14 protein-coding genes are annotated in these 19,533 nt (G+C 45.8%); 5 read left to right on the top strand and 9 right to left on the bottom strand.

All coding sequences use genetic code 11. From position 1 onward, the window contains the following. Nucleotides 1–100 precede the first annotated feature (100 nt). The 4 genes from betA to BCT34_RS21040 form a co-directional block, all read right to left on the bottom strand. Complete coding sequence (gene betA, locus BCT34_RS21055; RefSeq protein ID WP_076650584.1) at nucleotides 101–1,828, bottom strand: choline dehydrogenase; 1,728 nt, start codon at nucleotides 1,826–1,828, stop codon at nucleotides 101–103. 71 nt (nucleotides 1,829–1,899) lie between these two features. Continuing rightward, the gene (gene betB, locus BCT34_RS21050; protein ID WP_076650583.1) at nucleotides 1,900–3,360 is read right to left on the bottom strand and encodes a betaine-aldehyde dehydrogenase; all 1,461 of its coding nucleotides are present in this window, start codon (nucleotides 3,358–3,360) and stop codon (nucleotides 1,900–1,902) included. A gap of 95 nt (nucleotides 3,361–3,455) precedes the next feature. Continuing rightward, nucleotides 3,456–4,058 (bottom strand): transcriptional regulator BetI, encoded by a 603-nt coding sequence (gene betI / locus BCT34_RS21045; RefSeq protein WP_076650582.1) that lies wholly within the window; start codon nucleotides 4,056–4,058, stop codon nucleotides 3,456–3,458. 427 nt (nucleotides 4,059–4,485) lie between these two features. Further along, nucleotides 4,486–5,583, bottom strand: a complete 1,098-nt coding sequence (locus tag BCT34_RS21040; protein WP_076650581.1) for an alpha/beta hydrolase — start codon at nucleotides 5,581–5,583, stop codon at nucleotides 4,486–4,488. Between the two features lie 280 nt (nucleotides 5,584–5,863). Between BCT34_RS21040 and BCT34_RS21035 the strand changes: the two genes are divergently transcribed. From BCT34_RS21035 to BCT34_RS21015, 5 genes are all read left to right on the top strand, one after another. Continuing rightward, nucleotides 5,864–6,568, top strand: a complete 705-nt coding sequence (locus BCT34_RS21035) for a response regulator (protein WP_076650580.1) — start codon at nucleotides 5,864–5,866, stop codon at nucleotides 6,566–6,568. 37 nt (nucleotides 6,569–6,605) lie between these two features. Continuing rightward, nucleotides 6,606–7,925 (top strand): ATP-binding protein, encoded by a 1,320-nt coding sequence (locus BCT34_RS21030; protein ID WP_076650578.1) that lies wholly within the window; start codon nucleotides 6,606–6,608, stop codon nucleotides 7,923–7,925. A gap of 136 nt (nucleotides 7,926–8,061) precedes the next feature. Beyond that, complete coding sequence (locus tag BCT34_RS21025; protein WP_076650576.1) at nucleotides 8,062–8,337, top strand: hypothetical protein; 276 nt, start codon at nucleotides 8,062–8,064, stop codon at nucleotides 8,335–8,337. Nucleotides 8,338–8,901: 564 nt separating this feature from the next. Then, nucleotides 8,902–11,271, top strand: coding sequence for a M4 family metallopeptidase (locus tag BCT34_RS21020; RefSeq protein ID WP_076650574.1), 2,370 nt, complete (start codon nucleotides 8,902–8,904; stop codon nucleotides 11,269–11,271). Nucleotides 11,272–11,413: 142 nt separating this feature from the next. Beyond that, the gene (locus tag BCT34_RS21015; RefSeq protein ID WP_076650572.1) at nucleotides 11,414–12,970 is read left to right on the top strand and encodes a M28 family metallopeptidase; all 1,557 of its coding nucleotides are present in this window, start codon (nucleotides 11,414–11,416) and stop codon (nucleotides 12,968–12,970) included. A gap of 119 nt (nucleotides 12,971–13,089) precedes the next feature. Here the strand turns inward: BCT34_RS21015 and BCT34_RS21010 are convergent, their stop codons facing one another. From BCT34_RS21010 to BCT34_RS20990, 5 genes are all read right to left on the bottom strand, one after another. Further along, a complete protein-coding gene (locus BCT34_RS21010) occupies nucleotides 13,090–15,540 on the bottom strand; it encodes a family 20 glycosylhydrolase (RefSeq protein ID WP_076650570.1) in 2,451 nt (816 codons plus the stop codon). A 141-nt stretch (nucleotides 15,541–15,681) separates the two neighbouring features. Continuing rightward, nucleotides 15,682–16,311 carry a bifunctional 4-hydroxy-2-oxoglutarate aldolase/2-dehydro-3-deoxy-phosphogluconate aldolase gene (locus tag BCT34_RS21005; RefSeq protein ID WP_076650568.1) on the bottom strand — a complete coding sequence of 210 codons (630 nt, stop codon included), beginning with the start codon at nucleotides 16,309–16,311 and terminating at the stop codon, nucleotides 15,682–15,684. 20 nt (nucleotides 16,312–16,331) lie between these two features. Beyond that, a complete protein-coding gene (locus tag BCT34_RS21000; protein ID WP_076650567.1) occupies nucleotides 16,332–17,300 on the bottom strand; it encodes a sugar kinase in 969 nt (322 codons plus the stop codon). Between the two features lie 94 nt (nucleotides 17,301–17,394). Then, complete coding sequence (locus BCT34_RS20995; RefSeq protein WP_076650565.1) at nucleotides 17,395–18,906, bottom strand: sodium:solute symporter family protein; 1,512 nt, start codon at nucleotides 18,904–18,906, stop codon at nucleotides 17,395–17,397. Between the two features lie 205 nt (nucleotides 18,907–19,111). Then, nucleotides 19,112–19,504 carry a RidA family protein gene (locus tag BCT34_RS20990; protein WP_017065166.1) on the bottom strand — a complete coding sequence of 131 codons (393 nt, stop codon included), beginning with the start codon at nucleotides 19,502–19,504 and terminating at the stop codon, nucleotides 19,112–19,114. Nucleotides 19,505–19,533 lie beyond the last annotated feature (29 nt).

Here is a 19,533-nt window from a genome sequence, read left to right as displayed (position 1 = left end):
TGATCTTTCCTTTTCTCTGCCTCGTCTCCAACAGATAGAGGCAGTTTTGCTGACTTTTAACTAATTATTTTTTTATAGATTTTCACTCAGTAAGAGCGAGCTACGCTTCTCTTACTGGTTTGTTTATTCTTTGCTTCTCTTCCCACTCAGGTGCAATCCACACTGGAACATCCTGATCTTTGAGCATTGACTTACCCAAAATCAAATCGGAAGCACGCTCGGCAACCATAATGGTCGGGGCGTTCAAGTTACCGTTTGGAATGGTTGGGAAAACCGACGAGTCGACAACGCGTAAATTATCAATGCCGCGAACACGACACTCTTCATCAAGCACTGCCATTGGGTCATCATCTGAACCCATTTTGCAGCCACAAGAAGGGTGATAAGCACTTTCCACGTTCTGCTTAACCCATTCGTCGATGGCTTCATCAGAAGTTACGTTTAGACCCGGCTGAATCTCTTCACCTCGGTAAAAATCCATCGCAGGTTGCGACAAAATTTCACGCGTAAGACGAATACAATCGCGCCAATCTTGGCGATCTTGCTCGGTCGAGATGTAGTTGAAAATGATCTCTGGTTTGGCATGTGGGTCAGCAGAAGTGATCGCAACCGTACCGCGACTTTCTGGCTTATTAGGCCCCACGTGTACTTGGAAACCATGACCATCGAACGCGGCTTGTCCGTCGTAACGCATCGCTGCCGGCAAGAAGTGATATTGAATATTCGGCCACTTCAACCCTTTACGAGAACGAATGAATGCGCACGATTCAAAATGGTTAGTCGCACCAAGGCCTTTACGAGTCAGAATCCATTCAGCGCCAATCATGCCTTTGCTGACCAAGCCAAGCTTGCTGTTGAGCGTGATAGGTTCGTTACAGTGGTATTGGAAGTAGACTTCTAAGTGATCTTGAAGGTTTTCACCAACGCCATTTAGTTCATGTTTCAGCTCAACACCTGCCTTTTCAAGCACCGCTTTCGGGCCGATACCAGACAGTTGAAGCAGTTGAACTGAACCAATCGAACCCGCAGAAGAGATCACTTCTTTGTTCGCTACAGCCACTTGGATATTGCCTGACTTTTCAAACTCGACACCAACGGCTTTCAGGCCGGATTGACCTTTTGATGACTGGTCTTTTACAACGAGTGCTTCAAGTAAGAAACGACGCGCCACGATACCTTTTTTCAAAGTGAGGTTTGAACGCTTCAAAGCACGGCGCAAGTAAGCGTTAGAGGTTGAGGCTCTAACACCCTTGTCTACCGTCATGTGCATGGTGCCGAAGCCTTCTTGCTGGTAGCCGTTGTAATCTTGTGTTTCTGGATAACCGGCGTCTTTACCTGCATCAATGAAAGCTTGGTAAAGGGGGTTAAGCTCCATATCGTTACCATTACACGTACCTACAGGACCATTGTCACCACGGTATTCATCACCGCCTTTATTCCATGATTCAGCGCGGCGGAAGTAAGGTAAACACGCTTGGTAATTCCAACCAGCTGCGCCCTCTTCTTCCCATTGGTCAAAATCACACGCGTGGCCACGCACATAAACCATGCCGTTGATCGATGAGCTGCCGCCTAACACCTTGCCACGCGGGCAGTGCAGTTCACGTCCATCAAGGCCCGGTTCTTTCTCTGTTTCAAATTGCCAAGCGTACTTTTCAGTATTCATTGGGTAGGACAGCGCAGTTGGCATCTGGATAAAAATACTCTTATCCGTGCCACCAGCTTCCAGTAATAAAACGCTATGTTCACCGCTTTCCGTTAGCCTATCCGCTAACACACAGCCGGCCGAACCCGCGCCGACGATAATATAATCGTAGCGTTGTTCCATGTTTTGATTTCCCTGAGATGAGTCAGTAGGGCTAGCTCTGTTTAACTAACCCTTAAATTGAGTGTTACGCGTTAAGTATAAGGGCTGGCGTAGTCGCCAAGTTCAATAAGAATGCTCTTAGTCTGCGTATAGTGAAGTAGAGTCTCTGGCCCATTTTCACGGCCAATACCCGAAAGCTTGTAACCACCAACAGGCATTTCTGCCGGTGAGTCGCCCCACGTGTTCGCCCAACAAATACCTGCCTGCATTTGATGAATAACACGGTGCGCACGAGAAAGGTTTTGTGTGAACACACCAGCCGCAAGGCCGTATTGAGTGTCGTTAGCGCGGCGAATCACATCGTCTTCGTCCGTAAACTTCAACACTGACATCACAGGGCCGAAGATCTCTTGCTGAACGTGAGGCATGTGGTCTTCGCAATCCACAAACACGGTTGGGATAACAAAGTTGCCGTTTGCTAAGCCGTTGTCCGTCACTTGATAGCCGCCAGTCAGCAGGGTGGCACCCGACTGTTTTGCCAACTCAATCGCTTCAAGGACTTTTGAAAGGTGTTCTTTAGAAATCAACGCGCCGATCTGAGTTTCCATATCCATTGGATTGCCAACGATCAGCTTCTCAGTGCGTGTTTTAAGTTGGTCGATGAATGCGCCGTAGATGTTTTCATGTACATAGACACGAGTACCGTTAGTACACACTTCACCTTGGGTGTAGAAGTTAGCAACCATCGAAGCGGAAACCGCATCATCCAATTTCGCGTCATCAAACACGATCATTGGTGATTTACCGCCAAGTTCCATGGTGACTGATTTCAGCGTTTTGGCACTGTCAGCCATTACCGCCTTACCTGTTCCAGTTTCGCCCGTGAATGACACTTTTGCGATGTCTGGATGCGCCGTTAGCATTTGACCAACACGGTAGTCGCCCTGAACCACGTTGAACACGCCATCAGGAAGGCCAGCTTCAGTAAATATCTCAGCAAGCTTGAGGGCGGTTAGCGGCGTTTCTTCTGAAGGTTTGAAAATCATCGCGTTACCCGCAGCGAGTGCTGGAGCTGATTTCCACATTGCGATTTGGATAGGGTAGTTCCACGCGCCAATACCCGCACAAATACCTAGCGGTTCGCGGCGAGTATAGAAAAATTGAGATTCACTCAGCGGTTGTTGGTCGCCTTGAAGGGTTGGAGCCAGGCCAGCAAAGTATTCAATTACATCAGCGCCAGACGCTACATCCACTTCAATCGCTTCTTGCAACGGCTTACCCGTATCAACAACCTCAAGGTTTGCAAGGTCATCATTTCGAGCTCTAAGTATTTCCACCGCTTTCAAAAGAATGCGACTGCGCTCAACTGCAGTCATTTTTGACCATACCGCAAATCCGCGTTTCGCAGATTCAATAGCACTGTCGACATCCGCTGAAGATGCTTGGCCTAACGTCGCGATCGGTTCACCGTTCGCAGGGTTAATGCTATCGAAGGTTTCACCAGAGGTTGCTTTAACCGCTGCGCCATCGATGTATAACGAGTTCATTTCCATTTGAGATTCTGACTTAATTATTGTTATTAGACTCTACTGGTCTATGTGTGAGTATTTGGTGTAAATATTGGTAGCTCTAGCGCTACCAGTGCGATCTATTTGCCGTGACACGAGTAGAACGTAAGTTGCTTATCAAGGTAGTCGTTGATGATGGCGCGCGCCTTCTGAGCATCGATACCATCTGGGTTTAGTGTGCCTCTCAGCCATAAACCATCAATCAGAGACGCGATCCCGTGAGCAACGAGATCCGCTTGTTCGTGATTCAAAATACCTTTCAACTCAAGGCGTAAGTGTGAAATCAAACGTTTTTCGTTCACACGCTGCAGTCTTTTTAGCTGCTCGTCATGCATTGAATATGACCAAAATGCCAACCACGCCTTCGCGACCTTATTTTCAGCTTGATAGCCTTCAAAATTACCATCGATGATCGCGTTTATTCTCTGTTGGTGAGCATCAACAGGAAGCGCTTTTAATGACGTAGTGATGGTATTGGAAAGTTGACGAAGGATTTCACGCATGGTCTCTTCGAGCAGGCCGTGCTTTCCGCCAAAGTAGTGGTTAATGATGCCGGTAGAGACTCCCGCTTCTTTGCTGATCAACGCAATACTCGCGGCATGCAAACCCACTCGATCAATCACCGTCATGGTGGCTTGAACAAGCTGTGGTTTACGTATATCAGGCATCCCAACCTTCGGCATTTCTTAGTCCTTTTATTTTATATTGAACGTTCAGTTAAATATAAAATGACAGAAATTTAGTTAGGGCTCAAATGATTATTTAAAACAAACTCGTAACAACACAGCATTCAAAAACACAAAAACCACACCAAAACAAACACTTAAATATCATTTAGACCACTAATGAAATTGATTAAAGATTTGAGGTGTGATGGTTAATGGTCAAACGTTTTCACTCTAAAAGAGCAAAAAACAATCAGCAAGAATCCGTATAGAGATTTTTTGAGTAGAGAAATGTAAGGTATTATCAATGAGTTTTGATTCTGAAATTTACGACTAGGAAATCCATATTCACATAAATCACGAATCAAAAAATTGACAAAAAAAGTTGGTGACAACATCGTCATCACCAACCCTTTAGTTGTTACTAATTTTAATTCGAGCAAAGCTATTCGATACGAGTAATGAAGCCATATTTATCTGAATCGGCCATAGTCATCCAGTGCTCACCAGAAGCAGGAGCAGAATCTAAAGTGAAGATATAGAAATCGATCCCCTTATCTCCCATCACCTTTTTAAAGTAGGTCGCTTGCTTACGATGACTTTCGTTGGTGTATGGAAAATCTTTAGCTGTTTTATCCCCCTCACCCCAACTGTGTACACCGACCTGTTTATTAAGCTCAATAGCTTTGGTGGTATCGGCTCGTTGCAAGACTCGTGGGTTACCCGCAGCGAAAAGATCCGTGCCGCCAGAGAACACCGAACCCGTAGGCGTTACGATAGTCGTCATGTTGTTATTGTGGATCATGCGCCCGGTGTACATATTAATATCATCGTCGGCGCTTCCACCAATATGGTTGGTAAACTTCAACGTCATCTCACTACCTTGATACAATTTCACGATATCAAAAAGCTGAGAATAGGTTGATGCGCCTAGAGTGGAAGTAATGCGATCAACAGCCCCAGTCTCGTTGAGCACATCGCGGTAAAAAGCATTGAAAGCAAACGATGTGGTGATGGTTACCTTGTTCCCACTTTTAGTTTTACTCAAGATTGTAGACCCAAGGCTAGTCACGTATTGCGCCAGTTCATTGTGATACTCAAGCTCGACTTGTTTATTAGTATTCGTCGTCGTGTTAATTAACGTGGTGTCATTGCCAATTGAGCGTTGAGCCGTACCACAATCAAATGAATCAAAAAAATTACCCTCGCTGTAAATCGCACAGTCATCAACTCCAACATCAGGGAGATACAGATCCACACTTTGACCTAAATTATCCGCAAGCCTAACCACTTTTTGCTTATCACTAATATCTTCAGCAAACAGAATGGTTTCATACTGCACACCGTCGTAATCAAGCGTTATCGCTTCTTGGACTTCTTGTCGCTCTTTATACAACTCACCAAGCTTAGCCGATGAAAATACGTAGTCAGCCTTAGGTGTCGCTTGCGCTTTAGTGGCAGGCTTATTCGAACTGGAACTTGAATTACAGCCCGCTAAAAGAATCAAAGGTAACGCCAGTAATGTCTTTCGATAGTCGTTCATGCAGTTATTCCCATAATGTTTTGATGGGAAAATTCTATTATTTAAAGACTAAAACATCTGTCGTGCTAATGTATGAGAATGTCGAACCTATTTGAACAATGTTTTTTATTTTCCTATAAATGCCAATTCATCATTGAACTAACTTATAAAGTGTTTAATCATTCGCATTAGGTATTTTACGTAAGGTCTGTAAATTGGGTGTACCACAATTACTAGCTACTCAAAAAGGCTCCCTCACGTAATCTCAATAAATGAAACGCACGATAAGGCTGAGAATGGAATGACAAAACCTAAAATGATCATCGTAGAAGACGATTTGAAACTTCAGCGAATGCTAAAGGATTACTTTGTTACGCAGGACTTTGAAGTCTCCACACTAGATGATGGCGGTGATGCCGCGCATACTATCCTATCTGAGCAACCTGATATCGTACTCTTAGATCTGATGCTTCCTGTAAGTGACGGACTTACAATCTGCCGACAGACGCGTACACACTACAAAGGTAAAATCCTGATGCTCACCGCTAGCGATGACGACTTCGATCATGTCGCTGGTTTAGAGACAGGGGCTGATGACTATGTCACCAAGCCAATCAAACCCAGAGTTCTGCTGGCAAGAGTTCGTTCACTATTACGTCGCCAAGATACCAATACTGCTTCAGCCGACGATTCAGACAGCCTACAGTTTGATAAACTGGTGCTGAAAAACACCTATAAGAAATGCGAGCTTTCAGGTGCCATTTTGTCACTCACAGACAGTGAGTTTGACCTACTTTGGTTATTGGCAAGCAACCCCGATACTCCACTATCACGTGACTACTTAACGAAAACGCTGCGTGGTATTGAGTACGACGGAATCGACCGAACAATTGATAACAAGGTGGTACGTCTAAGAAAAATATTGGGCGACGACCATGCGCCAGCAGAGAAAATTCAGACGATTCGCGGAAAAGGATACTTATTTGTTTCTACCGCCTGGCATTAAACCTCGCTCAATACGAGCGTAATAAAAGAGAGCGATTATGCGACGTATCTTTTTGGAGTCCTTAATAGGGCTGTTAGTTTGCTTTATAGCCGGCCTTGTCGCCTACGAGATTAGCGTCTATCAGCTCAATACCGACTACGAATATGTACTGGAAGATTACGAAGCGGCAGCCCACCAGCAACTGATAGAAAACATCGCAAAAAATCAGGGCCTTGAAGCCGCTCATCAAGCAATAAACCAGTTTGTCGAGACCACTCGAAATAAGCTGGTGATTCTCAGTCCACAAGACGAAATACCAGGCCCCGTTTCAGAGTTCTTCACTACCAACCCGAATACCTTTATTTTTCACGATGATGAACGTGACCTATGGTTTCGCTTAGCAAACAGTGACAATACCTATCACTACCTGCCCAACAATGAAGCGTTCGTTAGGCAAAAAATAGAGTTGGAGGATGACCTCATTTGGTTGTTCTTTTTAGCGAGCTTTATCCTGTATGGCTTATGTCATCTATTCGTTATCTTCCGCCGAGTAAAAAAACTTGAATCTGCCACTCTGCGCTTTGCAGAAGGGGATCTATCCACACGAGCCGAGACTTCAAGTGGTATTGCGATTGGTTCACTGAACAAATCTTTCAACCTAATGGCTGACCGAATTCACCGCTTAGTTGAAAGTAATCGCTCACTCACGAATGCTGTCGCTCATGAACTGCGCACGCCAATATTCCGTATTCAGTGGCAAGCTGAAATGTTGAAAGACACCCAGCTAAACAAGGAGCAAGAGAGCACGATTGAGAGTATTGTCGAAGATACGGAAGAGATGGAAAAGATGGTCGATGAACTATTGTATTACGCTAAACTCGACAGCACTGACCTAGAAAACTTACAAAAGCCATTAGAGGTTCGAGACTTTCTCGACCACGCCATGACGCGTTGGAACAAAGACACTCAGCTCAGCATCGACCTATCACTGCCAGATCAATCTAGCTCGATATTGGCGGATGAAACGCTACTCAACCGAGCATTAGATAACCTCGTTCGTAACGCGATGAAATTCGCACGCTCGCAAGTATCGATTGAAGCAAGCGTACATCAAGACACGCTACAGATAGCAGTGCATGACGATGGAGATGGCGTGGCACAAGAACATCAGGCTCGCCTGTTCGAACCCTTTTACGTTGGCGACAAAGCACGTAACAAAGCCAAAAGTGGCCATGGCTTAGGGTTGTCTATCGTCGAGAAGATCTGTGCTCAACACGGCGCTACCGTGGAGGTTGGTCAAAGCCAAACCTTGAAGGGTGCGGTATTCACAATAACCATTCAGCTATGTAATGATTCAACTGACAAACCCATACAGTAACTACAAAACACCTCTGGAATAATGTTCAACATCGGTCGGGAGATGCTGTCTCCCTATCCATTTATTGAATCTAGATAAACATGACACTGTCTTTGTGGCTTGCCGTCTAGGTTCCAATCATTCTTAGGGTGTTTTTATGAAAAAGTTATTAGTTGTTTTAGGCATTATCTCACTAGCTGGTTGTTCTGGTATTACCCACAATGAAGAAGTTTACACAGCACACGCTGAGAGCTTCAACATCGTAGGCTTCCAAATTCCTGGCAATACACAAGACCGCGCAATGGAACTCGTTCCTGAAGGTGCAACCGTTGATACCATCCGCTCGACAAACTCTGACACAAGCTCTGCTCTTGGTATCATCAATCGTATTATCGGTATCGACTATGTTCAAGTTGGTGGTCAGAAGCAGTAGTTAGCATTAATTACATACCAAAGTTAAGTGCCTTCATTACGCCCCTTAATCAGTAGTCTGTTCAAACTCAATCCATCTAAGCCAGTGACCCCATCGCTGGCTTTTTTCATCCAGTCGGTTTTGTGCTCTGTGCCAAAGAAGTGCCTAATCACCCTTCCCTCTTTTAACTGACAATTTGAAAAATAAGCCTGAAAATCTTCGATCTCTTATCAAAATTGCCCTTAAATTCGTTTAATAGCCTTCTGCGTAAATTTTCACTTTCAAATCACTGATCCTTCTATCAACTCAAAACCCGTTAATTGAGGCACAGATCAATTTGTACAAAAATCTTAATTTTCAAGAGAAATTAACACTTAATAAAAATATCACAATTTTATAAATAAAGGATATGAGTGCGTTCAAAAATAAACAGAAACGATAACTATCTGTAAATGCGATAAGTATAAGTTTCATGAATAAAAGAGATCATTGCCATGCTACTAATTAATCAGATCGAATGATGTAAATTCACTGTGAGAATTTTGTTACGTTTTCTTTGATTTTACATGGAAAGAGAAAATAACAATGAAAATAAGAAAGCGTTTAGTTGCCGTTGCTATAGCCAGTGCTACGTCTTTGTCAGTGCATGCAAATGAATCGGTTCAGATTGATCAACCGATCAACTTTACTAACTTTTCTGGGTTGAACACACAGCTAGGTGTAAGTAATGCCTCTAGCTTCAAGATGGTTAAAGAAGTAAACCTGAAAAAGCGTGGCATCTACAAAGTGAAGATCCAGCAAAACATCTGGGGAACGCCAGTATGGGGGCACTACCTAAATGCAACCCAAAGTGTTCAAGGTGGTGCGCTTAAATCCGTTCAAGGTCGCTACCTTAAAACAACAACCCTAGAGCGTTCTTTTGTTAAACCCTCCATCAACAGCGCTCAAGCGATTGAACTGGCGAGTAAAGATCTTAAGACTCAAGGCTTAACCAGTAAATCTCTAGACAATGTCCAACATGACTTGTTTATTTATCAGGGAAAATCGACACAAAGCATAGGCACACAAGGTGTGGACAAAACACGCCTTGTGTACGTTGTCTCTTACCTTGTCGAAGGCAGTGCTCACCCGACTCGACCATTCACCATGCTCGATGCACATACGGGCGAAGTCATCGACCGCTGGGAGGGTATTGCACATGCTCAGATCGGCACAGGCCCTGGTGGTAACGAAAAAACTGGGATGTACGAATACGGCACTGACTACCACTACCTTGATGTTCAAGAAAATGGCACAGAGTGTGTTATGGAGTCGGAAAATGTCGTTACCGTAAACCTAAACGGCGCGACAGACGGCGACACCGTTTACAACTATGAATGTCCTCGTAACGAATACAAATCTGTAAACGGTGCGTTCTCCCCACTAAACGACGCACACTACTTCGGTAACATCGTGTTCGACATGTATAAAAACTGGTTCGACACAGCACCACTCTCCTTTAAGCTCATGATGCGCGTTCACTACGGTGAAAACTACGAGAATGCATTTTGGGACGGCAAGGCAATGACCTTTGGCGATGGTGAAAGCTTCTTTTACCCACTGGTAAGCCTAGATGTATCAGCGCACGAAGTGAGCCACGGTTTCACAGAGCAAAACTCAGGTTTGATCTATGCAAACCAATCAGGCGGCATGAACGAAGCCTTCTCTGACATGGCTGGTGAAGCGGCTGAATACTACATGAAGGGCACCAACGACTGGATGGTCGGACGCAATATCTTCAAAGGCGAAGGCGCTCTGCGTTACATGGACGATCCATCACGCGATGGCTCTTCAATCAACAACGCATCTGAATACTACGATGGCTTGAACGTGCACTACAGCTCTGGCGTATTCAACAAAGCGTTCTACCACCTAGCAACCACGCAAGGTTGGGACACCAAGAAAGCGTTCGAATTGTTCGTGCTAGCCAACCAAATCTACTGGTCTGAAAACAGTGATTTCTGGCAAGGTGCTTGTGGCGTGAAGAACTCAGCAACCGATCTTGGCTACAGTGCCGATGACGTGGTTTCTGCGTTCAACTTAGTGGGCGTATCCCCTTGTGGCGAACCACCACTTCCGCCAGAACCGGAATATCAACGTCTTGAGAATGGTGTTGAAGCTGCAGTTGCTGGTGAAACAGGCTCAAAAACTTACTTCGATATCGAAGTACCAGAAGGCCAAGACAAGCTGACAATTGATCTTGATGTTTCTACGGGTGACCCAGATATGTATGTCGGCCTAGATTACGCACCAAGCCCGCAAGACAACATCTGTAAGAGTGAAAGCGTGACTGACGAAGTGTGTGTGATTGAGAACCCAACCTCAGGTCGCTACACAGTGAACATTCTAGGCTACTCAGATTACGCAGGTGCAAACCTAAAAGCATCGTACGAATCAGGCAACGCTAACGTACCGCCAGTTTCTTCTTTCGAACATACGGTTGTAGGCAAAGAAGTAGAGCTGCGCAGCACAAGTTCGGATAGCGATGGTCAGATCGTCTCTTACCAATGGAACCTAGGCGATGGCAACACGCAAACAGGTGAAGAGACTCGTTATACCTATGCTGAAGCTGGCGACTACGTGGTTACCCTAACCGTGACTGACGATGCAGGTGTTGCGACCTCAACAAGCAAGTCGATCACAATTGAAGGTGATTCAGCGGAAGGCTTCCCACTAAAACTGAAGTTTGGTAACAAAAACCCGAACGGCAAGGCACGCGTTAAGCTGGCGTGGGATTACGACACCAACGACTACTTCGTGATTAAGCGTAACGGCAAGAATGTTGGTGCGACAGACTTCAACTCATACGTCGACAAGTTCCGTCACAACGGCACAGTAGATGTTGAGTACCAAGTGTGTACCTCAAGCGATATCTGTTCAGAAACCAAGCACTACCGTTTCATTAAAACACAATAATCGATAGTAAATTCAGGGCTCCGAAAGGAGCCCTTTTGCGGTTATCTGTTTAGAAAATGAAACACTTACACAAAAACATCCACGCACTAAACAAAATTCACACCAATCAACATAACAATACTCACCATATAAAGGACGACAAATGGCTATTCAAAAAAGTATGCTAGCTTTGGCTGTACTCGGAGGCTCTTTAGCCTTAATCAACAGTACTTCGGCTTACGCATCCCAGGGCATCACACCACCAGCGAACGAAGAGGTTTGGATTACCACTGATGCTGACGCACAGCATATAATGACTCAGCACGGCGCAACAGTTTACCCAAGCGTGACGGGGAACAAGCATTCCATCGTCGCGAAAATCAACCAGAAAGAGCTCGCTAAACTGTCCAGCCACATGCACGAAGAAACTCACCGTTGTGGTGGCTACATGGTGCACGAAGACAAAGCAAGCGCACTCAAAGCCGCTGCTATGCCATTGACAATGAGCAGCTTCGAAAAGCCGGTGATCAGCCATCAAGATACGGTGAATGACTTGCTTGCTCAGGTCGAGCCGAACAACATGGTCACGACCATCGAAAACCTAACCAACTTCACCAACCGTTTTTATACTACTTCTACTGGTGTCGCTGCTTCAGATTGGCTTTTAGAACGTTGGGAAACAGAAATTAAAGATGTGCCGTATGCGTCTGCACGTCAAATCACACATGCCGAATATCCGCAGAAATCCGTTGAAGTGACACTGCTTGGCGCTAAATATCCAGAGGAAATCGTCGTTGTTGGCGGACACCTTGATTCGACTGTTGGATCTTGGACAAGCGAAGGCACTATCTCGCCAGGAGCCGATGATGATGCGTCTGGCATTGCTACGGTAACAGAGTCGCTTCGTCTGATGATAGTGAGCGGTATTCAGCCAGATAAAACTATCAAGTTCTATGGCTATGCCGCAGAAGAAGTAGGACTGCGCGGCTCACAAGATGTCGCCAACGCATTACGAAACGAGCAAGCAAATGTTGTGTCGGTACTGCAATTAGACATGACCAACTACAACGGTTCGGCGCATGATATCACCTTCATCACAGACTATACCGACAGTAACTTAACCGCCTACTTGAGCGAGCTGATCGACACTTACGCTAGTGAGATCAGTTACGGTTTCGATGATTGTGGCTATGCCTGTTCTGACCACGCCTCTTGGCACAATGTTGGCTACCCAGCTGCCATGCCATTCGAGAGCATGTTCAACGATTACAACCCACACATTCATACTCAGCACGATACTTTGGAAAACTCTGACCCAACCGCAACACACGCGACAAAGTTCGCCAAACTAGCCATTGCTTACCTTGTCGAAACCAGCCTTGATTCGCCCGGTGCTGGCCCTAAAGAGCTACAAAATGACGTGCCGGTTGAAGGACTTACTGCAGGATATGGTGAAGAGCAGTTCTTCACGTTTACAACGGAAAGTGCAGGTCAGTTAACGGTGACATTAACAGGCCCTCGAAGTGGCGATGCCGACCTTTATGTCAAACACAATGGTACCGTATCGAAAGCGAGCTACGATTGTCGTCCATACCAGAACAGCAGCAACGAACAGTGTGTGTTAGACATGCCTGCGGGGGAATTCAACATCATGGTGCGTGGCTACCGTAACTTTAGCGATGTCACCATCGTCACTAACTTTATCCCGGATTGGTTGTAAGGTTGGTTGCTAACTAATAATTAATCCGAGCAAACACAGCAAAAACTAAAAAACCGCCCACAGAGGGCGGTTTTGATTCACTCATTGGCGTGTGACTTGTTAGCTAATCCGTTAACGGCTTACTCAGCTAACTGCTTCAACAATAGTTCTGTTGGGCGAACAATCGCGATGATAGATTCATCGTAGATCTTCGCTGAATCAGACAGTATTGCTTGGTAGGCATTCACATCGGCTTCTCGCACCTTCTCGCCTGCTTGCGCTTTAGCAATCAAGGTTAACGCCAAGTCTGCAACTTCGACCGTTTTCTCTGCAACGATTACAGTCTCTACCGAAGACACGTTGCCAGCGAAGATAGTTTCCGCCGCTAGTGCAGCCAATTTTGCTTGCTGATAATGCTCTGCAAGTTGCTCTAGCGCCTGCTGATTACCTGTCGCCACTTCATTGACCAAATCTTGCATCTCATACACTGCGTAGCTTTCCACTGGCAGCGCATCCACGAAGCGGTTTAAGCGCTCGTATTGACTGTACAAAGTGCCTTTAGGCTCTGTTGAGTTCCACTTCTCCCAGTTACGCGCGTAGTACTGGGCTGGCTCGATGTACTTTGAAAGAACACGCAGATCTTGGATGTCTTGACCTTTGGCAATACGCTTCAGCAACATATCGGCATCCGCGTGATGACGCAGGCCTACAGAGATTTCCGACCATGTGTCCATCGCTTTCATACGTTTGTACATGCTGCGTTCATCAGTCAGTTCAGCATCCGACCAAAAACGTTCTGCAATCGCGTAGCTACGAGGCCATAGGTAGTTTTCTACCGTAAGGCTGTCTTTGTTCTCTAGCCACATGGTGATCTCGCCACCTAAAATCAGCTCTTTTTCTTTGTCGGTTAGCTCCGCAGGGTAGCCACCATTTGGCTCAGGAATTACGCTGCCTTCTACATCGCTGCTCGCAATCACTTCACCTGTAGTTGGCCAGCGTACGTTACCAATCAATTGGTAGCTGCCCTCTGAGAACCCATTTGGATTGAGGTTCAAGTTGAACTCGGTGTACGACATGAAGTTATCGAAGTGGCCGACAAAGGTTTTACCCGGCACATAATCAAGGATGTAGATCTCTTCACGAGACTTGCCGTTGTAATCACTGAACGCACGGAAAGTGCCATCTTTTGCCTCAATGATAGTAAGCGTTCCCTTACGTGGGCTGCCTTTAGAGCGAGGCTTTTGCCATTGGTAAGTCACGAACTTCTCACCACTGTGCAGCTCATCGTCAACCTTGATGCCAGTTGGCATTGGGTCATTGCGGTAGTGGTAACTGGTAGGCTGAGGTTGGTCTAAGTAATAACCCGTAGAAAGGATACCTGGATAGCCCTCTTTCGCCGCACGACCAATACTGTCGTGTCCCTGCCAGCTTTGAATCACGATTGAAGTCGGCAGATCTTTATGCCAAATCTCATCCCAGCCGGTCATCTTCTTGCCGCGCTCTTCCAGCATCTTTTCAACTTTTACGTTGAGGTAAGACTGCAAGCCACGCTCGCCATCGATATTGATCTCTTCAATGAACTGCTGGTGCTTTTCGCTGTTTTTCCACTGCGCATAGTTCGGCTCATCGCCACCAATGTGGAAGTATTCATCTGGAAAGAGTTCTGTCACCTCATCAAATACGTCGCCCAGCATTTCATAAAGTTCTGGGTTCAGTGGATCCATCAATGGCTCAAATACGCCCCAGCCACGTTCTTGTTCGTAGCTTTGACCTTCTCCGCCAGACATCAAGCGTGGGTACGCGTGTGCGACAGCAGAAGAGTGACCTGGCAGCGAGACTTCAGGGATCACACGAATACCAAGATTACGAGCATATTCGACTAGGTAACGAACTTGGTCTTTGGTGTAGTAGTTACCATCAGCAGTTTCAGACCAAAGACGCGGCCAAGATTCCGTTTGAATACGGATACCTTGGTCGTCCCAGAAGTGCCAATGGAAGACGTTCATCTTCGCAGAAGCCATCGCGTCTAGTTGACGAATCAGCACATCGAATTCAATGAAGTGACGCGAGGTATCGTAAGAAACACCACGCCAGCGGAAACGAGGCTCATCGACAATTGTAACAGCAGGAATGTGGTAGCCAGTCGCCGTCGTTTCAACGAGCTGTAAAAGAGTTTCGATGCCGTGAATCGCACCGTAAGGGCTTGGTGCGCTCAGCGTTATTTGTTCACCTTGAGTTGTAATCTTATAAGACTCAACAGAGTCGATATTCTGTACTTCGGACTTTGGCGCTGCGTCGATATCAATGATCAGGTTCGCTTTGTCTGCACTATCAACCTGCCAGTTTAAAATCGGCACGCCAGTTTGACGTTCAAGGCGGTCGATAAAGCGTTTTGCGGTGTATTCAACGCGGTCAGAGTTAAAGCCTTTGATGTAAACCTTGAAATTACCGTCGACCTTAACTTGCCCAGCTTGTAGCTCGACAGTTTGTGGGTACGGCATTAAATTTAGATCGGTATTTGGAGCCATTGCTAACGCCATTGGGGACACTACTGAACCTGAAATCAATAGAGACAATATAGTTTTTTTCATTATTAGTTTTCCTATATAACGGGCGTTCTGTTTTGTTTATCGGAGGCAATTCACAAAACAGAACCTTCAGCCACTGCTGTTGTTTACTGTGAGCTCAAAGCCTATCGCCTGTTAAAAACGAATGAGCTCACAAACTTATTACTAGCTAACCAACTCAACCGCTTCACGAACCAATACTGCAATCTGATCCCATTGCTCGTTCTCAATCATCTTTGGAGAAACCATCCACGTTCCACCGCAACAGACCACGCGATCGACCGCTAGGTAATCATTAACGTTGTGTTTGCCGATACCGCCCGTTGGCATCAAAGACACATCAACGTAAGGTGCTAGCAAAGATTTCACCATGTTGATGCCACCAGACGCTTCTGCTGGGAAGAACTTCAAGAAGTTAAGGCCAAGCTCCAGCGCTTGCTCTACTTGGCTTGGGTTGTTTACGCCCGGAACGATTGGCATGCCGATCTCTTGGCAGCGTTTAACCGTGTTTGGATTCAAACCTGGCGCTACGATGAACTCACTGCCCGCCTCTTTCGCAAGATCGATCTGCTCAGGGGTTAATACTGTGCCAGCACCGATACACATCTCTGGGTAGGCATCACGCATCGCACGAATCGAATCCGCTGCCGCTTCGGTACGGAACGTCACTTCTGCGACTGGTAGGCCGTTTTCTACTAACACTTTTGCTAGTGGAATCGCGTGTTCCACCTTGTTGATTTGAATAACAGGGATAACTTTGAATTGCTTAAGTGTGTTGATCATTTCTTGAGACATAATAATTTCGCTTTATCTTTCTATTTTTTGATTAAGTGGTTCATAGCGCTTACCGGGATAATGGCGCCTGAATATTGAATAACGGTAGAAGCCAGTTGGTGGCCGAGTTTAGCAGCCTCGATGGCGCTCTCACCTGTAAGACGCGCCGCCAGATAACCCGCGGCAAAAGAGTCACCCGCAGCGCAGGTGTCGACCACGTTAGAAACACGAGTCGCTGAGACATAACTCTCAACAACATCGTCCTGTTCAACTTGAACAATCTTGCATGGCTCACAGCCACGTTTGATGACGATCTCTTGGCAGCCTAAGCGAAGGCAGCGTTGTTGGACACTCTCCGAATTACCCCAAACTAGCAGATCGTCGTCTTCAGTAATCAGCGCGATGTCTACCAATGGGAGTAACTTGGCGTACCAGTGCTGAGCTTGCTCGGTGCTCCAAAGCTGCGGGCGATAGTTATTGTCAAAAATCACCTTGCCGCCTTGATTTGAGAACACGCTAATGGCTTTGAATAAGCGCTCACGTGAGGCGTCATCTAAAATCGCGATACTGATACCGCTGATATAAACCGCGTCGACTTGTTTCTCTATCAGAGCGATTTCGAGCTTATTCAGGTCATCGGCTTGCTTGTTTAAGTTATCGATTTGAAAGTAGAATTTTACTGCTGCGTCGCTACGCCAGTAATGAAAGTGTCGCTCACCCGTTTCATCGGTTTCTACCATGTATAAACCGGGCAACTTGTTTGGAATACGCTCAACGAAATGGGTTTGAATACCTTCTAGCTGCCAACCATCAATCATATTTTGAGACAGTTCATCGCTACCGAGTCCTGTCGCGTAATGCACAGAGAGATTTTGATGTTGGGTTAAGCGAGAAAGGTAAAGCGCGGTGTTGAGCGTGTCACCACCAAACTTTTTGGTTAATGGAGAGCCGCTGATTTCGACCATACACTCGCCAAAGAAAACAATATTGAAATTAGAAGATGCAGGCATAGCAGATCCTAAAATAGAGAGATAAATTACTGTGGAAGAAGGTCCTACCGCTAAGTAGGACCTGAATTAAGCAAACCGATTGTGGAGGCTGAATTTAGCTTGTTTGATTTGCAGGGCGTTGAGATGTTGCTTCTTCAAGTACACCTGATTCAGACATTTCCATCTCCATCAGAGCACGCTCATCATCAAGAATCGCTTGTGCCATTTCTGGTGTGACTTGGTTAGCCGGAGTACATAGACTCACTGCCACACCTGCTACCAGAGCAAACAGACATGAAGGAATTACAGGGTTACCCCAGAATGCCGTGTAATCAGCGTTTAGCATCACTACAAATGAAGCCACAGAAGCACCCGCTAGTGTTGCAAGCGCACCTTGCCAGTTGTAGCGTTTCCAGAATTTACCCAACATACCGCACACGAACATGCCCGACATAACCGTTGAAATCATCTTAGTGATGTAGCCAATAATGTCGTTTGACGTCAGTGCGAACAACAGTGCGAAACCAATCACCACAATCAGAGCCAAGCGAGAGTAGTTCAACATTGATTCTTTATTTGGTACGCGGCCTGTGAACATCACGTAAACATCACGCAGTAGGATAGACACACCCGCAATTGCATCTGAGCTTGCGCTCGACATGGTTGCAGAAAGACCTGCGATAAGAACAATCATGCCAACGCCAACCGGAAGAACCGTTGCTGCGATGTAAGGGAACGAGAAGTTCGGGTTATCCAGCGTTGGGTCGATTGCATGTGCAGCCATACCGATGATTGCTGGGATAATTGAGAAGAAAAGGTACAACACACCCGATGCCACAAATGAGCGACGAATGGTTTTAACGTCTTTACCTGAGTAGATACGTTGACGGAATGAAGGCGTCGCTAGTACACCCACACCGATAACCACAGCCAGAGACACAGCAGGCAGAATGCCCAGTTTATCGATTGCTAAAAAGCTTGTAGCAGCAGGGTCCATCGCAGCGTAAAGGTTATCCATGCCACCAATGTGATCAACAGACATAACTGCCATCAAGATAAAGCCAGCAAAAAGGATGATAGCTTGGATAGTATCGGTCCATACAACCGCTGTGTAACCACCGATCACCACGTAAATAGTGAATGCTGCAGCAATAATGATTTTCGCAAGGTTAAGGTCGATGTCAGCAATCCAAGCTAGGTACATACCGCCACCTAGAATATGCGCACCCAACCAACCGATTGAAGCGATAAAGATAAGCAGACCAACCACGTTTTTTACGATTCGGTTAGCGCCTACGTAGTACGCCAACTCTTCACTCATCGTCATGAAGTTCAGCTTATGAACTGGAGCGAACCATAGTGCCAGCAATAGGATGCCGATAGCACCGCCAATTCCGTAAAGAGCACCAGCCCAGCCATTCGCGTAGCCGAAGCCAACCGCACCCATACTAGAACCCGTGCCGACCATAGTCGCAACGGTTGTACCCAGAACTAAGAATAACGGTAGGCCACGGCCACCTAATAAGAAATCTTCGCCAGATTTTTGATTACGCGAGACAAACCAGCCTAACCAAATTAAAAATAATACGTACACGCCGAAGCCTGTAAGAAAAAGTGTGCTGTTCATTTGACACCTCTCAGTGAAATATTAAGCTCATTCCTGAACTTTTATTTATGATTCATTCATTTTATATTTCATATAATTACTTCATTTATTTGATTTTTTTAATTAAAGTAATTTTTATAAATGTAGGGTGAGAGTATTAAGGAATAATAACAGGGATAACTACGCCCTAATACTCTCTAAGTAGGTTATTGTGATTGGGTTATAACTAAACGCGATCAGCGCGGTAGCAAGTCACATCTACTTCAACTTTCACGTCTACGACTAGGTCACAGACCATGCAGATACGCGCCGGTGGGTTGGCACCGAAGAACTCTTTGAATACCTTATTAAAAGATTGGAAGTAACGAGAATCCGTTAGCACAACCTTTACGTGCATTACGTCTTCTAGGCCGTAACCCGCTTCAGTCATGATATCGACACAGTTTTGGATCGCTAGGCGAGACTGGTCAACAATGCCACCCTCAACCACTTCACCATCTGTCATCGGTGTCTGGCCAGAAACGTACAGGAAACCACCCGCTTCAGTTGCGCGTGCAAATGGTAAATGTTGTCCGCCTGTACCAGTACCGCCTTCAACACCGTAACGTTTAATAGTCATTTTTTAACTCCACTTCTTTATAGATAATA

The organism is Vibrio sp. 10N.261.45.E2 (genome assembly GCF_002875705.1).
Classification (GTDB): domain Bacteria; phylum Pseudomonadota; class Gammaproteobacteria; order Enterobacterales; family Vibrionaceae; genus Vibrio.
This window is presented reverse-complemented; position numbering and strand designations above follow the sequence as displayed.